The 25195-nt window shown below is 66.1% G+C and carries 25 protein-coding genes and 1 tRNA gene; 10 read left to right on the top strand and 16 right to left on the bottom strand.

What is annotated here, in order from left to right; translation table 11 throughout:
- Positions 1-10: 10 nt before the first annotated feature.
- Positions 11-781 (bottom strand): glucose-1-phosphate cytidylyltransferase, encoded by a 771-nt coding sequence (gene rfbF / locus V5734_RS10945; RefSeq protein ID WP_347313526.1) that lies wholly within the window; start codon positions 779-781, stop codon positions 11-13.
- 275 nt (positions 782-1056) lie between these two features.
- Between rfbF and V5734_RS10940 the strand changes: the two genes are divergently transcribed.
- A complete protein-coding gene (locus V5734_RS10940) occupies positions 1057-2091 on the top strand; it encodes an NAD-dependent epimerase/dehydratase family protein (protein WP_347313525.1) in 1035 nt (344 codons plus the stop codon).
- 335 nt (positions 2092-2426) lie between these two features.
- Positions 2427-3773, top strand: a complete 1347-nt coding sequence (locus V5734_RS10935; RefSeq protein WP_347313524.1) for an arylsulfotransferase family protein — start codon at positions 2427-2429, stop codon at positions 3771-3773.
- Positions 3774-3779: 6 nt separating this feature from the next.
- Here the strand turns inward: V5734_RS10935 and V5734_RS10930 are convergent, their stop codons facing one another.
- The 8 genes from V5734_RS10930 to purC all read right to left on the bottom strand — a co-directional run bounded on the left by V5734_RS10930 (position 3780) and on the right by purC (position 13912).
- Positions 3780-4532 carry a cytochrome c biogenesis CcdA family protein gene (locus V5734_RS10930; protein WP_347313523.1) on the bottom strand — a complete coding sequence of 251 codons (753 nt, stop codon included), beginning with the start codon at positions 4530-4532 and terminating at the stop codon, positions 3780-3782.
- 178 nt (positions 4533-4710) lie between these two features.
- Positions 4711-7383, bottom strand: a complete 2673-nt coding sequence (locus V5734_RS10925; RefSeq protein WP_347313522.1) for an Rne/Rng family ribonuclease — start codon at positions 7381-7383, stop codon at positions 4711-4713.
- A 459-nt stretch (positions 7384-7842) separates the two neighbouring features.
- The gene (locus tag V5734_RS10920; RefSeq protein WP_347313521.1) at positions 7843-9174 is read right to left on the bottom strand and encodes a sigma-54-dependent transcriptional regulator; all 1332 of its coding nucleotides are present in this window, start codon (positions 9172-9174) and stop codon (positions 7843-7845) included.
- A gap of 8 nt (positions 9175-9182) precedes the next feature.
- Complete coding sequence (locus V5734_RS10915) at positions 9183-10922, bottom strand: sensor histidine kinase (RefSeq protein ID WP_347313616.1); 1740 nt, start codon at positions 10920-10922, stop codon at positions 9183-9185.
- A gap of 135 nt (positions 10923-11057) precedes the next feature.
- The gene (gene purQ, locus V5734_RS10910) at positions 11058-11726 is read right to left on the bottom strand and encodes a phosphoribosylformylglycinamidine synthase subunit PurQ (RefSeq protein WP_347313520.1); all 669 of its coding nucleotides are present in this window, start codon (positions 11724-11726) and stop codon (positions 11058-11060) included.
- A gap of 115 nt (positions 11727-11841) precedes the next feature.
- Positions 11842-12885 (bottom strand): zinc-dependent alcohol dehydrogenase family protein, encoded by a 1044-nt coding sequence (locus V5734_RS10905; protein ID WP_347313519.1) that lies wholly within the window; start codon positions 12883-12885, stop codon positions 11842-11844.
- Positions 12885-13136 (bottom strand): phosphoribosylformylglycinamidine synthase subunit PurS, encoded by a 252-nt coding sequence (gene purS, locus V5734_RS10900; RefSeq protein ID WP_347313518.1) that lies wholly within the window; start codon positions 13134-13136, stop codon positions 12885-12887. The genes V5734_RS10905 and purS overlap by 1 nt, the downstream gene beginning before the upstream one ends.
- Before the next feature lie 14 nt (positions 13137-13150).
- Positions 13151-13912, bottom strand: coding sequence for a phosphoribosylaminoimidazolesuccinocarboxamide synthase (purC, locus tag V5734_RS10895; protein WP_347313517.1), 762 nt, complete (start codon positions 13910-13912; stop codon positions 13151-13153).
- 171 nt (positions 13913-14083) lie between these two features.
- On the opposite strand from purC, the gene V5734_RS10890 reads away from it, so the two are divergent.
- Both V5734_RS10890 and bmt read left to right on the top strand, forming a co-directional pair.
- Positions 14084-14398, top strand: a complete 315-nt coding sequence (locus tag V5734_RS10890; protein WP_347313516.1) for a DUF1476 domain-containing protein — start codon at positions 14084-14086, stop codon at positions 14396-14398.
- A gap of 479 nt (positions 14399-14877) precedes the next feature.
- On the top strand, positions 14878-15891 hold the full coding sequence (gene bmt, locus V5734_RS10885) for a betaine--homocysteine S-methyltransferase (RefSeq protein ID WP_347313515.1): 1014 nt from the start codon (positions 14878-14880) through the stop codon (positions 15889-15891).
- A gap of 99 nt (positions 15892-15990) precedes the next feature.
- Here bmt and V5734_RS10880 read toward each other — a convergent pair whose 3' ends face one another.
- Positions 15991-17073: a PA0069 family radical SAM protein gene (locus V5734_RS10880; RefSeq protein WP_347313514.1), complete on the bottom strand. Its 1083-nt coding sequence runs from the start codon at positions 17071-17073 to the stop codon at positions 15991-15993.
- A 164-nt stretch (positions 17074-17237) separates the two neighbouring features.
- Between V5734_RS10880 and V5734_RS10875 the strand changes: the two genes are divergently transcribed.
- The 3 genes from V5734_RS10875 to V5734_RS10865 all read left to right on the top strand — a co-directional run bounded on the left by V5734_RS10875 (position 17238) and on the right by V5734_RS10865 (position 18861).
- On the top strand, positions 17238-17939 hold the full coding sequence (locus V5734_RS10875; RefSeq protein ID WP_347313513.1) for a corrinoid protein: 702 nt from the start codon (positions 17238-17240) through the stop codon (positions 17937-17939).
- Positions 17940-18061: 122 nt separating this feature from the next.
- Entirely contained in the window at positions 18062-18229 is a 168-nt protein-coding gene (locus V5734_RS10870) for a hypothetical protein (protein ID WP_347313512.1), read from the top strand.
- Positions 18226-18861, top strand: a complete 636-nt coding sequence (locus V5734_RS10865) for a DUF1638 domain-containing protein (protein ID WP_347313511.1) — start codon at positions 18226-18228, stop codon at positions 18859-18861. The genes V5734_RS10870 and V5734_RS10865 overlap by 4 nt, the downstream gene beginning before the upstream one ends.
- A gap of 21 nt (positions 18862-18882) precedes the next feature.
- Here V5734_RS10865 and V5734_RS10860 read toward each other — a convergent pair whose 3' ends face one another.
- Positions 18883-19308 (bottom strand): SufE family protein, encoded by a 426-nt coding sequence (locus V5734_RS10860; protein WP_347313510.1) that lies wholly within the window; start codon positions 19306-19308, stop codon positions 18883-18885.
- A gap of 124 nt (positions 19309-19432) precedes the next feature.
- Here V5734_RS10860 and V5734_RS10855 point away from each other — a divergent pair, with 124 nt between their 5' ends.
- Positions 19433-19906 (top strand): hypothetical protein, encoded by a 474-nt coding sequence (locus V5734_RS10855; RefSeq protein WP_347313509.1) that lies wholly within the window; start codon positions 19433-19435, stop codon positions 19904-19906.
- Positions 19907-19912: 6 nt separating this feature from the next.
- Here the strand turns inward: V5734_RS10855 and rnd are convergent, their stop codons facing one another.
- The 4 genes from rnd to V5734_RS10835 all read right to left on the bottom strand — a co-directional run bounded on the left by rnd (position 19913) and on the right by V5734_RS10835 (position 23348).
- On the bottom strand, positions 19913-21067 hold the full coding sequence (rnd, locus tag V5734_RS10850) for a ribonuclease D (RefSeq protein WP_347313508.1): 1155 nt from the start codon (positions 21065-21067) through the stop codon (positions 19913-19915).
- A gap of 167 nt (positions 21068-21234) precedes the next feature.
- Positions 21235-21822, bottom strand: coding sequence for a phosphoribosylglycinamide formyltransferase (purN, locus tag V5734_RS10845; protein WP_347313507.1), 588 nt, complete (start codon positions 21820-21822; stop codon positions 21235-21237).
- Complete coding sequence (purM, locus tag V5734_RS10840) at positions 21819-22862, bottom strand: phosphoribosylformylglycinamidine cyclo-ligase (protein ID WP_347313506.1); 1044 nt, start codon at positions 22860-22862, stop codon at positions 21819-21821. The genes purN and purM overlap by 4 nt, the downstream gene beginning before the upstream one ends.
- A 60-nt stretch (positions 22863-22922) precedes the next feature.
- Complete coding sequence (locus tag V5734_RS10835; RefSeq protein WP_347313505.1) at positions 22923-23348, bottom strand: ABZJ_00895 family protein; 426 nt, start codon at positions 23346-23348, stop codon at positions 22923-22925.
- Positions 23349-23457: 109 nt separating this feature from the next.
- Here V5734_RS10835 and V5734_RS10830 point away from each other — a divergent pair.
- Positions 23458-23534 (top strand) — tRNA-Ile (locus V5734_RS10830).
- 73 nt (positions 23535-23607) lie between these two features.
- Positions 23608-23841, top strand: a complete 234-nt coding sequence (locus V5734_RS10825) for a hypothetical protein (protein WP_347313504.1) — start codon at positions 23608-23610, stop codon at positions 23839-23841.
- Between the two features lie 6 nt (positions 23842-23847).
- On the opposite strand, the gene V5734_RS10820 is transcribed toward V5734_RS10825, so the two are convergent.
- Positions 23848-25170 (bottom strand): ATP-binding protein, encoded by a 1323-nt coding sequence (locus V5734_RS10820; protein WP_347313615.1) that lies wholly within the window; start codon positions 25168-25170, stop codon positions 23848-23850.
- Between the last annotated feature and the right edge of the window lie 25 nt (positions 25171-25195).

The following is a 25195-nucleotide window of genomic DNA, read 5'->3' as shown; positions in this document are numbered from 1 at the left end:
GTCCCGGCCCTTACCAAATCTTCCATGGCGCTTTCCCCGTCGCCCAGAACGCCTCCAGCTCCTGCTTCTCGCGGATCGTGTCCATCGGCTGCCAGAAGCCCTTGTGCTCGTAGGCCATCAACTCTCCGTCGTGGGCGAGACCCATGAGCGGCGCGCGTTCCCAGATCGTGGCGTCGTCCTCGAGATACCTGGCCACCTGAGGCGACAGGACGAAGTAGCCGCCATTGATGACGCCGCCGTCATCGGCCGGCTTTTCAGAGAATTCCCGCACGTGACCGTCGCTGATGTCGAGCCGGCCGAAGCGCGCGGCGGGCGGCACTGCCGTCACGGTCGCCATGCGCCCATGCGCCTTGTGGAAGGCGATGAGCTGCGTCACGTCGATATTTCCGACGCCGTCGCCATAGGTCATGCAGAACGCCTCCTCGTCCTTGAGGTAGGGCATCACACGGCGCAGGCGCCCGCCAGTCATGCTTTCCTGACCGGTATCGATCAGTGTCACGCGCCACGGCTCGGTCTGGTTGTTGACGATCTCTGTCGTGCCCTTCCGGAGGTCGAAGGTCACGTCGGCGCCATGCAGGTAGTAGTTCGCGAAATATTCCTTGATCACGTAGCCCTTGTATCCGCAGCAGACGACGAAGTCGTTGATGCCGTGGGCGGCGTAGATCTTCATGATGTGCCACAGGATCGGGCGGCCGCCGATCTCGACCATCGGCTTGGGGATCCGCACCGTTTCCTCGGCAAGGCGGGTGCCGAGCCCTCCGGCCAGCAGAACGCATTTCATGATCTGAACTCCTTCACACGCCTGACGGGCAGATCCGCGGGACCGGAGTCCAGCCGCCCCATCTCACGCCGGCTGCCGGGACCGTTTCGTCCCGTTCCGGCGCACTCGATCCCCGCGCAGCGGGGTAGCACAAAGCCCTTGGTTTCGCTACAGCTATGGCGCTGGGGGGACCACCGCCAGCCGGCCAGGGCCGCCGTCCTCCGTCGGTCGGCGGACCGACAGGGACGAGCCCCCGGAACCGGCTCCGGCGGCATTTGAAAAGGAAGACGTTGAACATGAACATTCTGCTTGTCGGCCATCGCGGGTATATCGGCCCGGTCGTCGCCACCCATCTGACCCGCGCGCTGCCCGGCATCGCCGTTCACGGCATCGACGCCAACTGGTTCACAGGTTCCGAGGCCGCGCCCTTCCCCGATCCCGTCTTCGCCAGCCAGCGCCGCGCCGATGTGCGCGACCTGACCGAGGCGGACTTCAAGGGGATGGATGCCGTCGTCGCCCTTGCCGCCGTGTCGAACGACCCGATCGGCAAGGAGTTCGAGGACGCCACCGCCGACATCAACTCGGCCGCCGTCCTGAAGGCCGCCAGGGCCGCGCGCGCGGCCGGCGTCAGGCGCTTCGTCTTCGCCTCGTCCTGCTCGATGTACGGCGCGGGATCGGACAGCCTGCGGAAAGAGACCGACACGTTGAACCCGCTCACCGCCTACGCGAAATCCAAGGTCGCGACGGAGGAAGGGCTGCGCGGGCTGGCCACCGACGAGTTCATGATCACGTCCCTGCGCTTCGCCACCGCCTGCGGCGCGAGCCCGATGCTGCGGCTCGACCTCGTCCTCAACGATTTCGTGGCGACGGCGCTGCGCACCGGCAAGATCGAGGTGCTTTCGGACGGCTCGCCCTGGCGCCCCCTGATCCATGTCGAGGACATGTCGCGCGCCATCGAATGGGCGGTGACACGGGCTGGCGACAGCATGGTCGAGGTCAATGTCGGCAGTCAGGCCTGGACCTGGCAGGTCGGCCAGCTGGCCCGCGAAGTGGCGGAACTTCTCGGCGGCGTCGCGGTCGAGATCAACACGAACGCCGCCCCCGACAAGCGCTCCTACCGCGTGGATTTCGCGCGTTTCGCGGCGCTTGCCCCGAACCATCAGCCGCAGAAGGACTTCGCCACGGCCGTCAGGGAACTCGCTGAAGAGGTCCGGGCCATCGACTTCGGCGCGGAGGCGATCCGCGAGTCGCGCTTCATTCGGCTGAACGTGCTGCGCGGTCTGGTCCAGAACGGCAAGCTCGACGGCGAGTTGCGCTGGACCTCGGCGTGACACCCCGCCCGGCGCGGCGACCCCTGCCGCGCCGGTCCCGCGATTGTCCGGGGCGGAAAACGCGGCGCGCATCTTTGCGCATGGGGTGATCAAAATCATTCTCAAATGTCCTTCGGTCGCCACCGCCGCCGGCTCGGGCCGGACGCAATAGCCGCGCTCCGAACGCTAGCACGACCTCCGTCATCTTGCCAAAGCCGACGCCTCGAATCGCGCCTCATCTCCCTGAAATTCCTAGCACAAGCCGGCAATACCAGCCCGGATTGCGGCTTTGTCGGGCGCCCCGGCGGTGTTACTGTCGGCCCTGCGGGGAAAATGGGCTGCAAATGGGTGGTTTGATGCAAAGATTGCTTTTCGCGAAGATCGAATTCTGGGTGGTTCTGATCCTGTTTCTGATCGGCACGCTCGGGGCGGTCGGCTTCGGCGCGGCGGTCCTGGACGGCGAGCGTGAAACCCACCGGTTCGGGCCGATCGGGCCTGCGGCCCTCGACATCGCCGAAATCCCCGACACCCTTAAGGAACTCCTCAGCAAAGACCTTTCGATGGCCGCCTTCGTGCCGAACCGGTTTGCCGACAAACCCGCCGGCTGGACCTTTGCCGCGGGCGCGAAAGAAACCGGATACGTCCTTCTGTCGCGCTATGACGGCGACCGCGCCCGGCATATCGTCGAACTCGTCTCACTGGCCGACGGCATGGTGAAACACAGCTGGGCGCCGGATGCCGACTCGCTTCTCGCGGGCACCCCGCGCGATTCGCGAATCGCCGAGTACACGAACTGGAACACGACGCACTATCGCGCAATTCACCCCATTCTTACCGAGAACGGCGCATTGATCATCAAGGATCACCAGTCCTTCCTCTTCGCGCTCGACGCCTGTTCGAAAAAAGTCTGGGGTCAGACGGAGCTTCTGTTCCACCATTCGACCGAAAGCGACGGGGCCGGCGGCTGGTGGATTCCGTCCTATATCGAGCCGAGCAAGATCGAGCGCGTCTCGCCGGATTTCGTCGAGGATTCCCTCGCCCATATCGGGGCCGACGGGACGGTGCTCGAAAACATCTCGGCGGCGGAGATCCTGTTGCGCCACGGGATGGAATACGCGCTCTTCACCGCCGGGCGCTATCAGAAGGACCCGATTCACATCAACGATATCCAGCCGGTTCTGGAAGATGGCCCCCACTGGAAGAAGGGCGACCTTTTCCTGAGTTTCCGGCACCTCTCGATGCTGATGCTCTACCGTCCGTCGACGGACGAGATTGTCTGGCAGCAGCAGGGGCCGTGGCTTGCCCAGCATGACGTCGACATCCTCGACAGCCACCGGATCGCGGTTTTCAACAACAACGCCTACGACAAGGGCACCGGCGCGCGTGTGCATGGGACGAACGAGATCACGGCCTATGATTTCGATACCGGGCAGACCAGCAATCCCTGGGTCCAGATGATGGAAAAACCTGACGTCAAGACGCTCTTCGAAGGGCTTTTCAGGCGCATGCCGGACGGGAACTTCATGGTCGAGGAGGAGAATTCAGGCCGCCTTCTGATCCTCAGCCCAGCAGGAGATACTCTGGCCGAGTTCATCAACAAGGCGGGCGACGGACTTTCCTACCGTTTGGGCTGGAGCCGGTACATGAGCGCCGAGGACGGCGACGCGGTGCTGGCGAAGCTCGGGGGGGCCTGCGCCGGCTGACCGGGATCAGCCGAGGGTGGCGAGCGACGGGAACGTCTCCAGGAGCCAGTAGGAGAACTGGCTGAACCCGCCTGTGAGCATCAGAAGGCCGATAGTCCAGAGAAGCAGGCCCATGATCCGCTCGATGCGGGTCATGTGGCGCTTGAGAAATGCCATGACGCCCGTGAGGCGCGGAAAGAAGGCGGCGACCAGCAGGAACGGAATCCCGAGCCCGATCGCATAGACGGCAAGAAGCGCCGTGCCCCGGGTAATCGACCCGTCCTGCGCCGCAAGCGCCAGGATCATGCCGAGTTGTGGCCCGATACAGGGCGTCCAGCCGAAGGCGAAGGCAAGCCCGAGGATATAGGCGCCGAACGCCGACCCACCCTGATCGCCGGCATCGATCCGCGCTTCACGGTCGAGGAAGGGAATCCGGAAGACGCCGAGAAAATGCGCGCCGAAGACCATTACCACGATGCCGGCGATAGAGGCGAACCAGTCCTGATTGCGCAGGAAGAACTGCCCGAAGGCCGAGGCGGTGAAGCCGAGGAACAGGAAGACCGTCGAGAGGCCGAGGACGAAGAAGCCCGCCGCCGCCAGCGTCCGCCGCCGCCCGGCGCGTGCGTCCCGCATCTCGCCCATGCTGATGCCGCCCATATAGGCAAGGTACGGCGGCACGATCGGCAGCACGCAGGGGCTGAGGAAGGAGAGTACCCCCGCGAAAAGGGCGATGAGCGCGGCGAGCGCGAAGCCCGCATCCATGATGCCAGTCTCGAACATGGCCAACCCTTATCCGAAGGCTCGCCCGCCGTCACGCGGGCAATCGGTCACGGGGTGTCACATCGGTGTGGCGGCGCGAACGGCATTGCTGGATGCGGCTTCGCCCACAGGGAAGGCCCGACGCAGACAAAAAAGCCGGGCTTGACGGCCCGGCTTTTCCTTTCCTGTCGGCGCCGGTTCAGCGACCGAGCGACCACCAGCCACGACGCTTGGGCTTCGTTTCTTCCTCCGCCGCAATCTCGCCACCGAGATCCGGATCGGGTTGAAGCGCGGCCGATGCCGACGCGGCGACCGGCTCCGGCATCGGTTCCGGCGCGGGCGCGGCAACGACGGCCGGTTCAGCGATGGGGGCTGCGGTGGGTTCGGTGACCGGCACGGCTACGGGTTCCGGGGCTTCGGCCGCCTTTGCCTTCGCCCGCGACCGCGTGGCGCGGGGTTTCGGTGCTTTCTCCTCGGCTGCGGCGTCCGGCGCGGTGTCATCCTTCACGGGCTTCTTCCGCGCGGCCGTGCGCCGCTTTGGCTTCGCTTCTTCAATCGGGGCTTCGGCTTCGGCCGGAGCTTCGGCTTCCGTCGGGGTCTCTACCGCCGCCTCGGCCACCGCCGCCGCTTCCACGGCGGGCTCTTCGGTCGGCTTGGACTTCGACCGGCCACGGCTGCGCGTCCGTTTCGGCTTTGCCGCCTCTTCCGGCGCGGGAGATTCTTCGGCCACATCCTCGGGCAGAGCCGGCTCGGCCACGTCCTCGGCACTGTCGTCCGTGGCGTCCGCCGACACCTCGGCCTGACCGCCACCGCCGGACTTCCGCCGCCGCCGCCGGCGGCGTTTCTTCTTGCGGCCGGGCTCGCCTTCCCCCTCGCCCGTCGCGGCGGCGGGGGTGTCCTCGGCCTCGTCGTCCTCTTCGACGATCGCCTCGTCTTCCTCCTCCGGTTCGTCCATCCGCAGGGCATCGACCGAGACGACCGGCGTGACGGCTTCCGGCACGTTGCGGGTCGCCGTCTTGAACTTCTCGATCGAGAAGTCCGGGCTCACCATCGCCGGGTCGCCCTCGATCCGGACGGCCATGCCGTAGCGGGCCTCGATCTGGGCGATATGCTCGCGTTTCTGGTTGATGAGGAAGTTGACGACCGCGACGGGGGCCTTGAGGAGCACCTCGCGCGAGCGTTTGCGCGTCCCCTCCTCTTCCAGCTGGCGCAGGACCTGAAGCGCGAGGCTGTCGTCGGAGCGGATGATCCCGGTGCCGTGGCAATGCGAACACGGCGCCGTCGTCGCCTCCAGCATGCCGGGGCGGAGCCGCTGGCGGCTCATCTCCAGAAGGCCGAAGCCCGAGATGCGGCCGACCTGGATCCGCGCCCGGTCGGATTTCAGCTTTTCCTTCAGGCGCTTCTCGACGGCGGCGTTGTTGCGCCGCTCTTCCATGTCGATGAAGTCGATGACGATGAGGCCGGCGAGGTCGCGAAGCCGGAGCTGCCGCGCCACTTCCTCGGCCGCCTCGAGGTTTGTCTTGAGCGCGGTTTCCTCGATCGAGCCTTCCTTGGTCGCCCGGCCGGAGTTCACGTCGATGGCGACGAGAGCTTCAGTCACGCCGATGACGATATAGCCGCCGGACTTGAGCTGGACGGTCGGGTTGAACATCGCGGCGAGGTAGCTTTCGACCTGGAAGCGGGCGAAGAGCGGCAGGCCCTCGTGGTAATGCTTCACGTTCTTGGCGTGGGACGGCATGATCATCTTCATGAAGTCCTTGGCCGCGCGGTAGCCGTCCGCGCCCTCGACGAGAACCTCGTCGATGTCCTTGTTGTAGAGGTCGCGGATCGTGCGCTTGATGAGGTCGCCTTCCTCATAGATCGGCGCAGGCGCGATCGACTTCAGCGTGAGATCGCGGATCTGCTCCCAGAGCCGCATGAGGTATTCGTAGTCGCGCTTGATCTCGGACTTGGTCCGCTGGCTGCCGGCGGTGCGGATGATGAGGCCGGCGCCATCCGGCACCTCGATCTCGCCCGCGATCTCCTTCAGCTTCTTGCGGTCGGCGGCATTGGTGATCTTGCGGGAAATGCCGCCGCCGCGCGCGGTGTTCGGCATCAGCACGCAGTAGCGGCCGGCGAGGCTGAGATAGGTCGTCAGCGCCGCGCCCTTGTTGCCGCGTTCCTCCTTGACCACCTGGACCAGCATGATCTGCCGGACCTTGACCACTTCCTGGATCTTGTACTTGCGCGGCCGCGGCTTGCGGGGCTGGCGGATTTCCTCGCTCACATCCTCTTCGGCGACGGATTCGATGTCCTCGTCGGTGTCGGAGGCGTGGTCGGCGGCGACATAGGGTTCCTCGCGCTCGGGCGCGGGTTCGGACGGGGTTTCGGCCGCGGGCTCTTCGCTCACGGTCCCGGTTGCAGGTGCGTTCAGCGCCTCGTCCTCGGTCTCCGTCTCATCGCTGTGGTCGAGGACGGTCATGCCAGGAATGTCGTCGCTGGTCGTCACGACGTCGTCGCGGCGCGCCTTCTCGGCCCGGTTCTGCGACTTGCCGCGCCGACGCTGGCGGCCGCCGCCGTTCTCCTCGGCGTCGAGCGCCTCGGCATAGGCCCGCTCCTCCGCCAGAAGTGCCTGCCGGTCGGCGACGGGAATCTGGTAGTAGTCGGGATGGATCTCCGAGAAGGCAAGGAAACCGTGGCGATTGCCGCCGTAATCGACGAAGGCCGCCTGAAGCGAGGGTTCGACCCGGGTGATTTTCGCTAGGTAGATATTGCCGGCAAGCTGGCGTTTGTTGACGGTCTCGAAGTCGAATTCCTCAACCTTGTTTCCGTCGACCACCACGACGCGGGTCTCTTCCGCGTGGGTGGCATCGATGAGCATTTTCTTGGCCATGTGATCTTTCCGAACGCGACAGAGGCCCGAGACCCTTGCGGGGCGGACGAGATGTCGCGGTCAATTGCTGAGGCGATTCCGGGCGGGGAAAATGCAGCGGGGGCGGCCAATGGCCAGCCTGTGATCCGCTGCTCTGTCCTCACGCGTTTCATCGCGGTTCTGTCCCGGATACCTTTCGGTATCCATTTCTGGCCCCGGCCAAATACGGTCGGGGGCGTAAGTGCGGCCTTGCGGCCATTCGGCCTGCCATATTCCGAATCGGGGCTGTGGTGCCGGGACACCGGATCGGCAGAGAATCTGATGGATCGCCTCACACGCGACGCGCGATGAGCGACATTCGGCGATTTTAGCGGCGAAGGCCGGTCAAAGACAATGGCCAATTTGGCCGCCGATGGTGACAAGGCGCCGCCGCCGCTCTGGCGGCACCGGATCGGAGGCCGTTTCGCCTTGTGATTTCGATCAGAGATAGTCGGCCCGCTGCAGGGAATATTTCGCCATCTTCTCGTTCAGCGTCCGCCTCGGCAGGCTGAGTTCCTCCATCACCGCGGTGATGGAGCCCTTGTGGCGGCGCATCGTATTGTCGATCAGCATCTTCTCGAAGCTCTCGACGTAATCCTTGAGCGGTTTGCCCTCGGTCGTCATCGCCGGGCCGGCCTCCTCGTTCTCGGCCATGAGAAGCGAGGCGATGGAGCCGGACCCGCGGCGGTTCTGCAAAACCGCCCGCTCCGCCACGTTGATGAGCTGGCGGACATTGCCGGGCCACGGCGCCTGAAGAAGCTGCGCGGCTTCCTGCGCCGTCACCTGTGGCGCGTCGCAGCCGTACTCCTCGGCGAATTGCTCCGCGAGGCGGGTGAAGAGCGTCAGGATATCCTCGCCGCGCTGGCGCAGGGGCGGAAGCATGATCTTGAGCGCCGCGAGCCGGTAGTAGAGGTCGGGGCGCAGCGCGTCCTCGACCGTGCGGCCCTGTTCGTGGTCGTTGCAGATCGCGATGATCCGGGTCTCGGCCGGTGTGCCCTGATCGTTGATGAAGGTCAGGAGCCGGGCCTGGAGCCCCTGGCTCAGCGCCTCGACATCCTCAAGCACCAGCGTCCCGCCGCGCGCCTCCTCGACAAGCGGGATCTGACCGCCCTCCTCCATCGGGCCGAAGAGCCGGGTGGCAAGCTGGTCCTCGGAAAAGGCGGCGCAGGAGATCACGCAGAATTTCTTGCCTGCGCGCGGTCCGACGGCATGAAGCGCGTGCGCCACGAGCGTCTTCCCGGTCCCGGTCTCGCCGTCGATCAGCACATGGCCGTCGGCCTGCCCGAGATCGAGGATATCCTCGCGCAGCCGCTCCATCGCCGGCGAGGCGCCGATCAGCTTCTTCATGATCGTGGAGCCGTCCGACAGTTCCTTGCGCAAAGCGCGGTTGTCGAGCGTCATGCGCCGCGTCTGGCTCGCCCGCTTGGCGAGGTCGGTCATCCGGTCGGGGTTGAACGGCTTTTCAAGGAAGTCATAGGCGCCGACCCGCATCGCCTCCACCGCCATCGGCACGTCGCCGTGGCCGGTGATCATGATCACCGGAAGGCCGCTGTCGACGCTCATCAGGCGCTTGAGGAAGGCCATGCCGTCCATGCCGGGCATCTTGATATCCGAGACGACGACACCGGGATAATCGGCCCCGATCGCCTTCAGCGCCTCCTCGGCGCTGGCATAGGTCTCGGTGTCGAAGCCCGAAAGCGCCAGCCACTGGCTGATCGACTGCCGCATGTCCTGTTCGTCATCGACGATTGCCACTTTCATCGCGCGCGCCATCGCACACCTCATTCCGCTGCTTGCGTCTTCTCAGTCAATATGGGGAGCTGGACCTCGAATACAGCCCCCCCGCCCGGCGCGTTGCGCGCCGTCAGCCGTCCCCCAAGGTCCTTGACGATCCCCGAGGAAATGGCAAGTCCCAGCCCGACCCCCTCGCCGGGCTTCTTCGTCGTGTAGAACGGCTCGAAAAGGTTATCGAGATCGTCGATCCCGTGGCCATTGTCGCGCACCGCAAGCGTCGCCGTCTCGCCCGCTGTCAGAAGGATCTCGACCTGTGGGTCGGTCACGGTCTTGGTCGCATCGAGGGCGTTTCTCAGAAGGTTGATGATGACCTGTTCCAGCCGCACCTTGTCGGCCAGGACCATCACCGGCGCACGCGGCATCATCCGGGTGATCTTGATCGACCGGGTGCGCAATGTCGGCTCCATCATCGACAGCGCAGACGATACGGAAGCCCTTACATCCACGGCTTCGAACGCCTCGCCGCCCTTGCGGGCGTAGCTCTTGAGCTGGCGGGTGATCGCGCCCATCCGCTCGATCAGATCGTCGATGCGCTGGAAGGACGACAACGCCTCTTCCGGGCGCCGGCGCTGGAGCAGAAGCCGGGCCCCGGCAAGGTAGGTCTTCATCGCCGCGAGGGGCTGATTGAGCTCGTGACTGACCGCCGCCGACATCTCGCCGAGCGCCGCGAGTTTTGAGGATTGCGCCAGAGTCTGTTCGGCCACGGCGAGGTCTTTTTGCACCTTCTCGCGCTCGGCGATTTCCCGCTGGAGACGCGCGTTAAGCTGGCGCAGTTCCGCCGATTCCCGCCGGAAAACGGCGGATTGCGACCGGGCCCGGCGCGAGAGGACGTAGAAGATCAGCGCCAGCAGGACCGCGAACCCCATGATTTCGAGCGCGAGGACGGAATTCACCCGCTCGCGGATCGAATCGTAGGTGGTGAAGCTGATGAACCGCCAGCCGCGGAACGGGATGCGCGCGTCGTTGCGCATCACGGCCTCGCCGCGCACATAGGCATCGGGCGGATCGTTCGCCCAGTCGGCCGTCGCCTGGAAAGCGCGTTCGAGCGCCGAAGGCGCCGGCCGCCCGGCGAGGGCCTCGCCCAGCGTCTGGCCGCGCCAGCGCGGTTCCGTCGTCAGGATGACCCGGTTTTCGCTGTCGACGACGGCGACGGCTTCGGAGATGCCGGACCAGACGCGCTCGAACTTCTGCAGTTCGGCGCCGACGACGATCACGCCTACCAGGTGGTTCTCGGACAGGACGGCGCGGGAATACGAAAACTCGTATCCGCCCGACGATGTCCCGGCGAGGGTGAAGACAGTGTCCTTGGACCGCTGCGCATTGACGAAATGGGCGGCCGTCGAGTGGTTCGAGCCGATCTGGGTGCGATCGGTTGCCGCCACGGCGCGGCCCGTCGCGTCGAGAAGCACGATCGAGGCGGCGCCGATCTCGTCCTGGGCGGAGATGAGCCGCTGCGAGGTCGTCGAGAAATCCCCGGAATTGAGGGAGCTGATGAGCGCGGGGTCGCGCGCCAGAAGAAGCGGGACGACGGAGGTGCGCTGCAATTCACTGAGGATATGGCCGGTATAGAGCGCGAGCCGCACCTCGGCCCGGTTGCGCGTCGTCTCCGTGAACCGGTCGGTCAGGAAGGAATTGGTGTACCAGATCACCGATACCGCTGCGGCGATGAAGGTGACGACGATCAGGCGGAGCCACCAGGGATTGCGCACCGAGACGATGCCCGACATTTCGGTCGTGAGCGGCACAAGCACGGGCGCGCCGCCGATGTCGGCCGCGTTCGGGTCGGGGTCTGTCGTCGTGTCGGGCGCGTCGGCCATGCTTGCAGTCTAGGCGCGCGGCCCGGTTGCCTCAAGCACTCCCGGTCAGGCCAGCGCCAGCGCCGCCATCAGCGAGCGGAAAAGTACCGATCCGTCGGTGCCGCCATGCGCCGCCTCGGCCATGCGCTCGGGATGCGGCATCATGCCGAGAACGCGGCGGTTCTCGGACAGGATGCCGGCGATTCCGTCCATCGAGCCGTTGGGGTTATCGAGATAGGTGAAGGCGATGCGGTCTTCGGCCTTCAGCCGCTCAAGCCCGGCGGCGTCGATCGTGTAGTTGCCGTCGTGATGGGCGATCGGCACGGAGGCTATGTCGCCCTTGTTCCAGAGGTTGGTAAAGGCGCTGTCGGCGGTCCCGACCTTCAGTTTCACCGTCTTGCAGACGAATTTCAGGCCGGCATTGCGCATCAGCACGCCCGGAAGCAGACCGGTTTCGGTGAGCACCTGGAAGCCGTTGCAGATGCCGAGGACATGTCCGCCCTTCTCGGCGAACCCCTTGATCGCGGTCGCGACCGGCGACTGCGCGGCGATGGCGCCGCAGCGCAGGTAATCGCCGAAGGAGAACCCGCCAGGGATCGCGACGATGTCGATGCCTTTGGGCAGTTCCGCGTCCTTGTGCCAGACACGTGTCACCTCCGCGCCCGCCTGGTCGAAGGCGACGGCGAGGTCGCGGTCGCAGTTGGAACCGGGGAAGGTGATGACGGCGGCTTTCATGGGCGGTCCTCGGGCTTGGGCGATGGCCCGGCTGTTACCTCAAACCGGCGCCGGGTTCCAGCGGCGGATTGGGGCTCTGCCCCAAACCCCGGGATATTTCCGGGAAGATGAAGTCTCAGTTGCTGAAATCGGTGATGACGGCGACGCCGGGCGGGGCCGGATGGTCGAAGGCGGCAAGTTCGGCGGAGGCGTCCGAGAGGCGGACCCGGCGGGCGATGAGCGGGGTGAGGTCGACCTGGCCCGCCTCGATCAGGCTCAGAAGGCTCGGATAGCGCCAGGCGGGCATGCCGCGCGTGCCGTAGATCGCCAGTTGCCCGGAATAGACCGCGTCCATCGGCAGGGTCATCTGGGTGTGCTTGCCGGCCGGCATGCCGATCTGCACCATGCGGCCAAGTTTCCGTAGCGATTTCAGTGCGTTGACGGTGGTTTCCTCGATCCCGAGCGCCTCGATGGCGACATCGGCGCCGCCGCCGGTGATGTCGCGGAGCGCCGCGACGGGATCGGTTTCGGCGGCGTTGACGATGGCGTCGGCGCCGTGCGCTTTCGCATGCGCCAGTTTCTCGGCGACCACGTCGACGACGACGACCCGCGCGCCCAGGGCGCGGGCAAGGAGCATGGCCGAGAGCCCGACCCCGCCGGTGCCGAAGACGGCGAGCCATTCGCCCGCACGCAGACCCGCGCGGCCCGTGAGCCCGTGCCAGGCGGTCGTCACCCGGCAGCCGAGGGAAGCGGCGAGTGCGGGGTCCATCGCCGCGGGCAGGCGCGCGAGGTTCTGGTCGGCGCGCGGGACGGCGATGCGTTCGGCAAAGGCGCCGGGATGGGTGAAGCCGGGGATAATCTGGGTGGGACAGGTGGTCTGGTTGCCGGCGGCGCAGGCCGGGCATTGACCGCAGGCGAGGATAAATGGCGCGATGACGCGGTCGCCGGTCTTCCAGCGGCTGACGCGGGGGCCGACCTCCTCGACCACGCCGCAATATTCGTGGCCGGGGATCTGCGGCAGCGTGATGTCGGGATCCGAGCCGGTCCAGCTGTGCCAGTCGGAGCGGCAGACGCCGCAAGCCAGCGTCCGCAGGATCACGCCATCCTCGGGGCAGTCCGGGTCGGGAAGATCGGTGATGTCGAGCGGCGCACGGTATCGGGTCAGGAGCGCCGCGCGCATCAGGCGGTCTCGCCCGTCACTTCAATCGTGTATTTCTCGATCACGGTATTGGCGAGGAGCTTTTCGCACATCTCCCTGACCTCGGCCTCGGCGGCGGCCTTGTCGGTCGCGGCGAGATCGAGCTCGATCACCTTGCCCTGACGGACGCCTTCGACGCCCTGAAAGCCGAGCGTGCCGAGCGCGTGCCTGACCGCCTCGCCCTGCGGATCGAGGACGCCATCCTTGAGCATGACATGGACACGGGCTTTCATCGTCGGGCGGCCTTTCAGTTGATCAGCGTCGGTTTGGTGAGATGCGTGGTCTGGGTCGGCAGGACGCCGAGCCGGCGGGCGACCTCGGAATAGGCATCCGTCAGGTTGCCGAGATCGCGGCGGAACACGTCCTTGTCGAGCTTCTGGCCGGTCTTGATGTCCCAGAGCCGGCAGCTGTCCGGCGAGATCTCGTCCGCCACGATGAGCCGCATGAAATCGCCGTCCCAGATCCGCCCGATCTCGATCTTGAAGTCGATGAGCTTGATGCCGACGCCGTAGAAGACGCCGGAGAGGAAATCGTTGACCCGGAGCGCGAGCGAGACGATGTCGTCCATGTCCTGCTGGTTGGCCCAGCCGAAGGCGAGGATGTATTCCTCGCTGACCATCGGGTCGCCGAGCGCGTCGTTCTTGTAGCTGTATTCGACGATGGGACGCGGCAGCGCCGTCCCCTCCTCCATTCCGAGGCGCTTGGAGAGCGAGCCCGCGGCGAAATTGCGCACGATCACCTCGAGGGGAATGATCTCCACCTGGCGGATCAGTTGCTCGCGCATGTTGATGCGGCGGATGAAGTGGTTGGGGATGCCGATATTCGTCAGCCCCTGCATGAAGTATTCCGACAGCCGGTTGTTCAGCACGCCCTTGCCCTCTATCGTCGCCTTCTTCTGGGCGTTGAAGGCGGTGGCGTCATCCTTGAAATACTGAACGAAAGTGCCGGGCTCCGGGCCTTCGTAGAGGATCTTCGCCTTGCCTTCGTAGATTTTCTTGCGACGTGCCATGATAGCTCCGTTCGGGCGCGCCGGAATACGCGGCGCTTCTGAGCCGCCGCTATAGGACAAGCGGCCCACTGCCGCAAGCCATTGCCGGGCGGAGCCGACAGGGGACTTGCGAAGGCCGGGCGCGGCGGGCATATGGAGATCAACGAAACCTGACCAGATGGGGGCCCCGGAATGACCACCTTCGACGACCGCGAGCAAGCTTTCGAGGCCAAGTACGCCCATGACGAAGAGATGAAGTTCAAGGCGGAAGCCCGGCGCAACAAGCTTCTCGGGCTCTGGGTGGCCGAGCTTCTGGGCAAGACCGGCGAGGATGCGGCCGGATACGCCAAGGAAGTGGTGGTCTCGGATTTCGAGGAGGCCGGTGACGAGGATGTCTTCCGCAAGGTCGCGGGCGACCTCGGCGACAAGGCAGACGAGATGACGATCCGCCGCAAGATGGCCGAGCTGATGGTCGAGGCCAAGCGCCAGGTCATGACCGAGGGCTGAGCGGACGAGGCGCCGCGAGCCGGTGCGCAGCGCCGGCACCGTGCACCGGCCGGCTGCCCGGCCAGCCTGAGGCGTTCACATGATGCACTTCGCGGTCTGTCCAGCCGATTGAAATGCCCACTGGCGCATGCGGTTTCGCGCGCGTCTATTCAACCTTTGTACCTTGGCGGGAACGCCTCACCATCGCCGCTCCGTTCTTGCCCTTGCTTATCCGCGCCGCGCCCGACATCGCCGGGTGATCCATCGGCCCGCGCCCCTGCCTGATCCGGTCGACCCCGAGGGCCGGGCCACCCGCATCGCGCCCTTCCGCGCGGCCCCGGCCCGACCGGCGGCGTGACCTCCCGGACACCCGCGCTTTACGGCGGCGCATCATCTTCATGCACAAGATCGGTTTGATTCATCCGCATGGGCGTGGCACATCGGGGGGAATACCGGCCGCCGCGTCGTGCGGACGAGGATATAACCGAAAGGCTTTCCCGATGAGCGACCTCCTCTCCCGTCTTCTGGCCTCGCGCGACTGGCTCATGGCCGACGGTGCGACCGGGACGAACCTCTTCAACATGGGACTGACCGCCGGAGAGGCGCCGGAACTCTGGAACACCGACAAGCCGGACAATATCCGCACGCTCTATCGCGGCGCGGTCGATGCCGGGTCGGACATCTTCCTCACCAATACCTTCGGCGGGAATGCGAGCCGGCTGAAGCTTCACAGCGCGCAAGGCCGGGTCCGCGAGCTGAACCGGATCGGCGCGGCACTTGGCCGCGAGATCGCCGATGCCGCCGGCCGGGATGTCGTCGTCGCGGGTTCGATGGGGCCGACCGGCGAGATCATGGCGCCGATGGGATCGCTGACGCACGAGCTTGCCGTCGAGATGTTCCATGAACAGGCCGAGGGTCTGAAGGAAGGCGGCGCGGACGTTCTCTGGGTCGAGACGATCTCGGCGGCCGAGGAGTTCCGCGCGGCGGCGGAGGCCTGCGCCAAGGCCGGCATGCCCTGGTGCGGCACGATGAGCTTCGACACGGCGGGCCGCACGATGATGGGGCTGACCTCGGCGCAGATGGTGGCGATGGTCGACAGGCTGGACCACCCGCCCCTCGCTTTCGGCGCCAATTGCGGCGTCGGCGCGGCCGACCTGATGCGCACGGTTCTCGGCTTCGTCGCGGCGGGGCCGGAAAGGCCGATCATCGCGAAGGGAAATGCCGGCATCCCGAAATATCACGAGGGCCACATCCACTATGATGGCACGCCGGACCTGATGGCGGAATACGCCGTTCTCGCCCGCGATGCCGGGGCGACGATCATCGGCGGTTGTTGCGGCACGATGCCGGAGCATCTTCGGGCGATGCGCGCCGCGCTGGAGAGCCGCCCGCGCGGGCCGCGCCCGACGCTGGACGAGATCACCGCCAAGCTCGGCGGCTTTTCCTCGGCCTCGGACGGGACCGGCGACGACTCCGCCGCCGGCCGCGAGCGGCGCGGACGCCGGCGCGGCTGAGAGGTTAGCGGGGGCGCTGCCCCCGTCGCCGCTGGCGCGGCGACTCCCCCGGAGTATTTTCGAACAGAAGAAGGCGGGCGCGGCAGAAGATGGGCGCCGTCAGAAAAGGCTGAGCTGGTCGCCGGGGCGCGCCGGCGGCCCGAAACACGCGACGTCGAGCGGCGGGAGGTCCCTGGCGTAACCGAGCCGTCGGGTCGCTATGGCGAAGCGGTGGGCGAGGAGGTCGGCATGGGCGCCCTCGCCCCGCATCCGCCTGCCCCATTCGGCATCGTAGTCCTTGCCGCCGCGCATCTCCCGCAAGCGGTTCATGACATGGATGGCCCGCCCCGGCTCATGCCGGGTAAGCCAGTCGCGAAAAAGCGGCGCCACCTCATGCGGCAGGCGCAGAAGGATCCACGAGGCCGCCATGGCGCCCGCCTCGCGCGCCGCCGTCAGGATGCGCTCCAGCTCCGGCTCGGTCAGGACCGGGATGACCGGCGCCACCATCACCCGGACCGGAATGCCGGCATCGGCCAGCGCCCGGATCGTGGCGAGGCGTCGTTCCGGCAAGGGCACGCGCGGCTCCAGCCGCCGCGAGAGGCCGGGATCGAGTGTGGTGACGGAGATGCCGACATGGGCGAGGCCGCGCCCGGCCATGTCCGCAAGAAGGTCGATATCGCGGGTGATCAGCGCCCCTTTGGTGACGATGGCCACCGGGTGATTCCAGTCCGACAGGACCTGAAGGATGCGGCGCATGATCCGGTAGCGCGCTTCGATCGGCTGGTAGGGATCGGTGTTCGTTCCCATCGCCATCGGAGCGGGCCTGTAGGACCGCCGCGCCAGTTCCCGTTCCAGCTGGTCGGGAGCGGTGGGCCGGGCGACGAGCCTGGTTTCGAAATCCAGCCCCGCGGACAGCCCGAGATAGGCATGGCTCGGACGCGCGAAGCAGTAGATGCAGCCGTGTTCGCAACCGCGATAGGGATTGATCGACCGGTCGAAGGGCAGATCGGGCGAGGCGACAAGGTTGATGACGGAACGCGGCCGCTCCTCGGAGACTTCGGTTCGCATCAGCCGTTCGTCTTCCGGAATTTCCCAGCCGTCGTTCTCATGTATCCTCGCATAGGGCTCGAACCGGCCGGCCGCATTCGTCGCGGCGCCGCGCGCCTTGAGGCGGAGAAAGGGATCGGGCGGCGGAAGGGACATGATGCGAGATTAGAACATAAAGAGAACATATGGCAAGCGACTCCGTTGCAACGCCGCATCGGAAAGACCCCGCGTCGCGCGAAGCGCGGGCGATGTCGCAAATCGCCAAGTGACGCGACGCCGTTCGCCGCAATAACGGCGTAGGACCGCCAGGAGATATGCCAATGGCCGAAGACGACGAAATCATCCTCAGCGAGCTCGACGACGAAGAGCTGGTGCTTCAGATGCACGACGACCTCTATGACGGTCTCAAGGAAGAGATCGAAGAGGGCGTCCGCATTCTACTCGATCGCGGGTGGGAGCCCTATGACGTCCTGACCAAGGCGCTTGTCGCCGGGATGACGATCGTCGGCGCCGACTTCCGCGACGGCATCCTCTTCGTGCCGGAAGTTCTGCTGGCCGCCAACGCGATGAAGGCCGGCATGGCGATCCTGAAGCCGCTTCTGGCCGAAACCGGCGCGCCGAAGGTCGGTAAGATGGTGATCGGCACCGTGAAGGGCGACATCCACGACATCGGCAAGAACCTTGTCGGCATGATGATGGAAGGCGCGGGCTTCGAGGTCGTGGACCTCGGCATCAACAACCCGGTCGAGAAATACATCGAGGCGCTGGAGCGCGAAGAGGCCGACATCCTCGGCATGTCGGCCCTGCTGACGACCACGATGCCCTATATGAAGGTCGTGATCGACACGATGAAGGAAAAGGGCATGCGCGAGGACTTCATCGTTCTCGTCGGCGGCGCGCCCCTCAACGAAGAGTTCGGCAAGGCCATCGGCGCCGACGCCTATTGCCGCGATGCGGCCGTCGCGGTGCAGACCGCGAAGGACTTCATGTCGCGCAAGCACAACAAGCTGGCGGCGGGCTGATCGCGAAGGCGCATGCCGGGAATGACCGATCGGCCCCGCCCCACCCGGCGGGGCCGATTTGCGTTCCGGCCTTCACAAAGTCCGGCCGGAGACCCAGATAGAAGAACAACACGGAGACGCCCATGCCCCTTTCGCGTTACCTTCTTCTTCTCTGCGCCGTCATCGCGGCCGCCGGGGTGACAGTGGCCCTCGCTTACGGGTCGCGGGGCGGTGCTGTGGCGGCCCTGGTGGCGCCGGGATCGCTTGCGCTGGCGCTCCTCGTCCGCGCCCTGCCGGGGCGGCGCCCGTGACGCTTCCCGACGATCGCACCCTGACCGAGAACGGCCTGGCGCCGGGGCGTACCGGCCGCGTCCTCCTGATCGCCTGCGGTGCCCTGGCGCGCGAGATCATCGACCTCAAGACCGCGAATGGCTGGGATCACCTCGACCTCACTTGCCTGCCCGCGAATTATCATCTCTGGCCGGAAAAGATCACCGTTGCGGTCGAGGAGACCGTGCTCAAGCATCGCGACGCCTACGACTCGGTGTTCGTCGTCTATGCGGATTGCGGAACGGGCGGCTTGCTGTTCGAAAAGTGCAAGGAACTTGAGGTCGAGATGATCTCTGGCCCGCATTGTTATTCGTTTTTTGAAGGCAATGCCGCTTTTGCCGAACGCGCCGAGGATGAGATGGGCGCCTTCTACCTGACCGATTTCCTGGTCCGCCAGTTCGATGCCTTCGTCTGGAAACCGATGGGCCTCGACCGCCACCCGGAACTCAGGGACATGTATTTCGGGAATTACGACCGCCTCGTCTACCAGGCCCAGACCGACGACCCGGCGCTGGACGCCAAGGCGCGGGACTGCGCCGAGCGGCTGGGGCTGCGCTATGTCCGCCGCCTTACCGGCTACGGCGATCTGAAAACGGCGCTGGCGCGGCTCTGACCTCCCGCCCGCCGGTCAAGCTCAGGCGGCGGCCTCCGCCGCGAGCTTGCCGATCCGGTCGACCATGGCCCGGAGCCCGTTGGAGCGCTGAGACGACAGATGCTCATCGAGCCCGAGGCGCGCGAGTTCGGCGGGCGCATCAACCTTCGTCACCTCGGCCACGGTCAGCCCGGAATAGAGCGCATGCAGGATCGCGATGAGGCCGCGCACGATCATCGCGTCGCTCTCGCCCTCGAAATCGAACCGGGCCGACGGCCCCTCGCCCTCGATCCGGGGGAGAAGCCAGACCTGGCTCGCGCAGCCCTCGACCTTGGTCGCGGGAACCCGAAACGCCTCGTCAAGCGGCGCCATCGCCTTGCCGAGTTCGATGACGTGGCGGTATCGGTCTTCCCAGTCGTCCAGAAAGTCAAAGGTCTCGACAATATCCTCGAATGCCGCCGTCGCCATTTGCGCCTCCGTTCCGATAGGTCTGACCTAGTGCCTGACCACGCGAAGGTCCAGCCATCGCCGCTCTTTTCATGTCGTCGCGAATGGGCTACCCACGAGGCAAATGGGTAGGGAGCGGCCGCGCATGAGATTGCCTGTCACCGGATTGCTGATCGTCACGCTGGTGCTCGCCGGATGCGGGCGCATGCGCGAAAGCCGGCTGAACCCGTTCAACTGGTTCGGACGGTCGGTCGAAAACACCCAGACAGTGGCCGAAGGGGTCGTGCCGGGCCGTCCGGACGACACCCGCATCCTTGTCGCGCAGGTCACCGACATGGAAGTCGCGCGCCAGCCGGGCGGGGCGATCGTCCGTGCGACGGGATTGCCGCCGACGCAGGGCTGGTGGGATACCGAACTGGTCGCGGAAAACCGCGGTGTGCCGGTCGACGGTGTCCTCACCTACCGCTTCGTCATCGCGGAACCGCTGAAATCCACCCGCGTTTCAACCCCGCAGTCGCGGGAACTGACGGCCGCAACCTACATCTCCGACATCAAGCTGGCGGACGTGCGGCAGATCGTCGTCCTCGGGGCCGAGAACAGCCGGTCGAGCCGGCGCTGACCCCGATCAGATATTCACCACCCGAACCGCGCCGCCCTTGGCGGACAGCGCGATCTTGCCCTGACAAAGCCGGATCGCATCCTGCCCGAAGACCTCGTCACGCCACCCCTTGAGCGCCGGAACCGAGCGTTCTCCGGCGGCAAGCGCATCGAGATCGGACGAGGACGCGATGAGCTTCTGCGCCACGCCGGCGCTTTCGGACTTGGACTTCAGGAGCACCCGCAAAAGATCGGCAAGCGCGGAATCGACCTGAAGCTGTTCGCGCCCGGTATTCGGACGCGGGTAATCCTCGGGCCTGGCGTTGAGCCCCGCCTGCACCGCCGCGAGAATGCCTTCGGCGATATCGGCCTTGCGGCCTTCACGCAGGAGGAGGCGCGAGCGCCCCAGTTCCTCGATCGTCGTCGGTTTGGTCGAGGCGAGTTCCAGAAGCGCGTCGTCCTTGTAGACGCGGCTTCTCGGGATATTCCGGGTTTGCGCGTAGTCCTCGCGAAACTTCGCAAGCTCGCGCACAATAGCAAGGAACTTGCCCGAGGTCGTGCGGGTCTTGACCCGCTCCCAGGCCTCTTCCGGCCGGTTCGTGTAGGTCTCGGGGTCGAGCAGGATCGCGAGTTCCTCCTCCACCCATTTCTGGCGGCCGGTGCGCTTCAGTTCCTTGGCGAGGAATTCGTAGATCACCCGAAGATGGGTGACGTCTGCCAGCGCGTAGGTCTTCTGCGCTTCGCTCAGGGGCCGGCGCGACCAGTCGGTGAAACGGGATGTCTTGTCGAGGCCTTCCTTGGCGATCTTGCGCACCAGCGTCTCGTAGCCGACCTGATCGCCGAAGCCGCAGACCATCGCGGCAACCTGCGTGTCGAAGAGCGGAACCGGGAAGACATCACCGTCGACGAAGAAGATTTCCAGATCCTGCCGCGCGGCGTGGAAGACCTTGACCGTCGCCTCATGCCGGAAGAGGTCGTAGAGCGGTTCGAGCGAGAGGTTCCCCGCCAGCGGATCGACCAGCACCGCCTCGCCCTCCGAGCCCGGCAGCGCGAGCTGGATCAGGCAGAGTTTCGAATAGTAGGTTCGTTCGCGCAGGAATTCCGTGTCTACGGTGACGTAGGGCTCCCCCTTGGCCGCGTCACAGAAGCGGGCAAGGTCTTCGGTCGTCGTGATTGTCTTCATCGGAATTCCGTCTGGCGCGGGGTCGTCCCGCCGTTTTCGACCTCTTAGGCGAGGCGGGCGGGAAAGAAAAGACCTGGCGGGGGTTTCGCGATCCCGCGTTTCAACGGGCCGTCAATCCGCGCCATCGCCCGGCATTCTTTCCGGTCCAGAGACGGTCGGCATCGACGTCAGAGCGCGACCGGCCGCCGGTCCCCGTCGGCGAAGCGGCGAAGGACGGCGGGGTACAGGCGGTGTTCCTGTTCGAGGACGCGGGCCGCAAGTGTCTCTTCGGTATCGCCCGCACGAACGGGTACGCGCGCCTGGCCGAGAATCGGGCCGTCGTCGAGAACGGGCGTCACTTCATGCACCGTGCAGCCGGCTTCCGCGTCGCCGGCGTCGAGCGCGCGGGCATGGGTGTGAAGTCCGGGATATTTCGGCAGGAGAGACGGGTGGATGTTGAGCATCCGCCCGGAGAACCGGTTGACGAAATCCGGCGTCAGGATCCGCATGAAGCCGGCAAGGCAGAGGATATCCGGTTGGGCCGCTTCGATGGGTTTCAGCAGTTCCGCCTCGAACGCCGCGCGGTCGCCCCGAAAGGGGCGACTGTCGACGACCGCCGTGGCGATCCCCATCTCGCGGGCCTTTGCCAGCCCACCGGCGTCGGGATCGTTGGAGACGACCAGAACGGGCCGCGCCGGGTGGTCGCCGGTCATGCTGCGGCAAAGCGCGACCATGTTGGACCCGCCGCCGGAAATCAGGATGACGACGCGCTTCACAGAAGGCGGCCCACGTAGGCGACCCCCTGCCCCTTGGTGACCCGTCCGATCTCGTGCACCGTCTCGCCTGCGGATTCGAGAATAAGCCGCAGGTCGGCGGCGCGACCCGGCTCGGCCACGACGATCATGCCGATGCCGGAATTGAAGGTCTTGAGCAGCTCCGCCTCAGCCATGCCCGCGGTTTCCGCGAGCCAGCGGAAGACCGGCGGGAGGTTCCAGGCACCGAGGTCGATCTCGGCGCCGAGCCCCTCGGGCAGCACCCTCGGCAGGTTCTCCGTCAACCCGCCGCCGGTGATATGGGCCAGTGCGTGAACGCCACCGGCGCGGGTCGCCGACAGAACCTGCGTCACGTAAAGCCGCGTGGGCGCGAGGAGTTCCTCGCCGAGCGACGCCGACCCGAACGGCGCCCTCGCGTCCCAGCCGAGGCCGGAAAGGTCCACGACCTTGCGGACGAAGGAATAACCGTTGGAGTGAACCCCGTTCGAGGCGAGGCCGAGCAGCACGTCGCCCTCGCTCACGTCGCGCGGCAGATCCTGTCCGCGTTCCATCGCGCCGACGGCAAACCCGGCAAGATCGAAATCGCCTGCATGATACATGCCCGGCATCTCGGCCGTCTCGCCGCCGATCAGCGCGGCGCCGGATTGCGCGCAACCCTCCGCAATGCCTTCGATGATCCGCGCGGCCTGATCGACGTCGAGCTTTCCGGTCGCGAAATAGTCGAGGAAGAACAGAGGCTCCGCCCCCTGGCACACGAGGTCGTTGACGCACATCGCGACAAGGTCGATGCCAATCGTGTCGACGTTGCCGGTGTCGATGGCGATACGGAGCTTGGTGCCGACACCGTCGGTCGCGGCGACGAGGACCGGGTCGGAATAGCCCGCCGCCTTCAGGTCGAAGAGCGCGCCGAACCCGCCAAGCCCGGACATGGTTCCTGGCCGGGTCGTACGTTTCGCCGCCGGCTTGATCCGCTCCACCAGCGCGTTGCCCGCATCGATGTCGACGCCCGCATCGGCATAGGTCAGCCCGTTCTTCTTGGTCATTGGGTCCCCCGGGATTCTCTTCCCGCCCGGTTACCGCAGATGGGTCACGGGGGCAACGTGTCAGCTGTGCCTGGCGCGCTCTTGCTGCCTGAGCGCGGTATAGACGCCAAGGCCGAGGCCAAGACGCGATCCGATGAGCAGGATCACGAAGAGGACCAGAAGCAGCACGGTCGCCACCGCCGTCGTGACCGCCGCGTCGGCGTAGACGTCGATGGCCCAAAGCAGGATCGCCGCGGTCACGATCTGGATCAGGGTGAACCACAGACTGAGCGCCCAGGCCTCTCGCGCCTCGGGCCGCCGTCCGGCGCGGTTCACGAAGGACATCCCCGCCAGCAGCGCCGGGACGAGGACGCTGACCGCGCTCAGACCCTTCGGAATCCCTTTCCCGAGAAAGAACTCTCCCATGAGGTTCAGCCCGCCCATCAGGACCGCACAGCCAACCATGCCGGCGAGATAGACGAGGGTCACATGGCGGATATAGGGCATCAAGTTCCTCAAAGGCGGATCGCGGGCAGGCGACACTACCTATAGTGGCCGGCCTATCGCGTAAAGCCGATTGACCAGACCGCGCTGTCATCATAGCAAGAACCCGGCCGGGCCTGTAGCTCAATTGGTTAGAGCAGGGCGCTCATAACGCCTTGGTTGGGGGTTCGAGTCCCTCCGGGCCTACCACCTTGCCCCGCCGCCGCTAACGAATTCGCAAGAGATGCGCGGCTAACCTGTTCCCGGGTAACGGGAAAACGTCATGGCGGAACGGAACGGAACGGCGCGCAGCCGGGGCGCGGAAGATCCGGGGCGGCAAGACGCCCTCGAATACTGGTACATGCAGGAGATGACGCCGCTCGACGGCGCCGATCATACCTCTGAGCCGCCGGACCGCGCGACCGAGGATCGCGACATGGTCAGCGGGTGGTGGATTCTGCCGGTCCTGCTTCTGGCGATTCCGGCCTGGGTCGGGCTTGCCAACATGCTCTTCTGAGCGGGCTCACCGGGCCAGCACCAGTTCGGCCTTCAACCCGCCAAGCCGGGCACTGTCCCCAAGCCGAAGCGTTCCGCCGTGGCTTCGGGCGATGTCGGCGCTGATGGCAAGGCCGAGCCCGACGCCGGGGCCCCGATCCTGATTTCGGGCGGTGTCGAGCCGGGTGAAGGGGCGCATCGCCTCCTCACGCCGCGCATGCTCGATACCGGGGCCATCGTCCTCGACGGTGATGCGGATCGCCCGATCGAGAATCGCAAGCGACACCTCGGCGCGGGTGCCGTATCGAACGGCATTGCCGATCAGGTTTTCAAGCGCCCGGCGTATGGAGCCAGCGCGCAGGGGCGCCTCCCCTGCCCCTTCGACCGCGTGCATGAGTACGTTCTGGCCGCTGCGCCGGGCATCCTCGACGATTCCCTGCACCAGCGGCACCGGGTCCTGAAGCTCCGCCTCCTCTTCCGTCGCATCGCCCCGCACGAAGGCGAGGAAGGCATCGAGAAGCCTCTCCATGTCGTCGACATCGCGGCTCATCGCGGCCGCATCCGCATCGTCGCCCAGCATCGAGAGGCCGAGCTTCAGCCGCGTGAGCGGCGTACGGAGGTCATGGCTGATGCCAGACAGAAGCAGCGTCCGCTGTTCGATCTGCCGTTCGATCCTGGACCGCATGTCGAGAAAGGCGTTCCCCGCAGAGCGCACCTCGATCGCGCCGGCGGGCCGGTAGGGCACGATGCGGCCCTTGCCGAACGCGTCCGCCGCGCGGGCGAGCCGACGGATCGGGCGCAGCTGGTTGCGCAGGAAGAGAAAGGCGATGAGCGTCATCAAGAGGCCGGTAAACAGCATCAAAACCAGGAGCTGATGCGGATTGCTGGCCGAGACCCGCCCCCGGTCGAAGCCGATCTCCATCGGGCCGTGGTCGGTGCCGAGGACGAAGCGGACCCGCCGAAGATTCGACAGGTCGACCGGCCCCAGCGTCGGGAACGCCCCCCTCAGCGTCGCGATCACGACCCGACCCGAAAGGTCGTAGAAGATCCGTTCATCGGTTGTCGGCGCCTCGGGCGTCGCCGGCAGGTTCACATTCATCGCCAGCGCCGCACCAAGCGCCTCGGCATCGCGCCCCGCCTCCGCCGGATCGGGTTCCGCTTCGACGCGGGACAGGATCAGCGCGATTTCCTGCGCGATGTTGCGGCTCATCTGCCGGGTCACGCCCTCGAAATGGCGCTGGATAAAGGCTATGGACACGACGAGCTGGATGATCACGATGGGCAGGATCAGGATGAGGGCGGCCCTGCCGTAAAGGCCGCGCGGCAGGACATTCTTGAACCAGGCCGAGATCATGGCCGGAGCCTATCCGCGCCGG

Origin of the sequence: Defluviimonas sp. SAOS-178_SWC, from assembly GCF_039830135.1 — a bacterium.
Classification (GTDB): domain Bacteria; phylum Pseudomonadota; class Alphaproteobacteria; order Rhodobacterales; family Rhodobacteraceae; genus Albidovulum.
The sequence above is the reverse complement of the archived record's forward strand: the minus strand, read 5'-3'. Positions and strand labels throughout refer to the sequence as shown.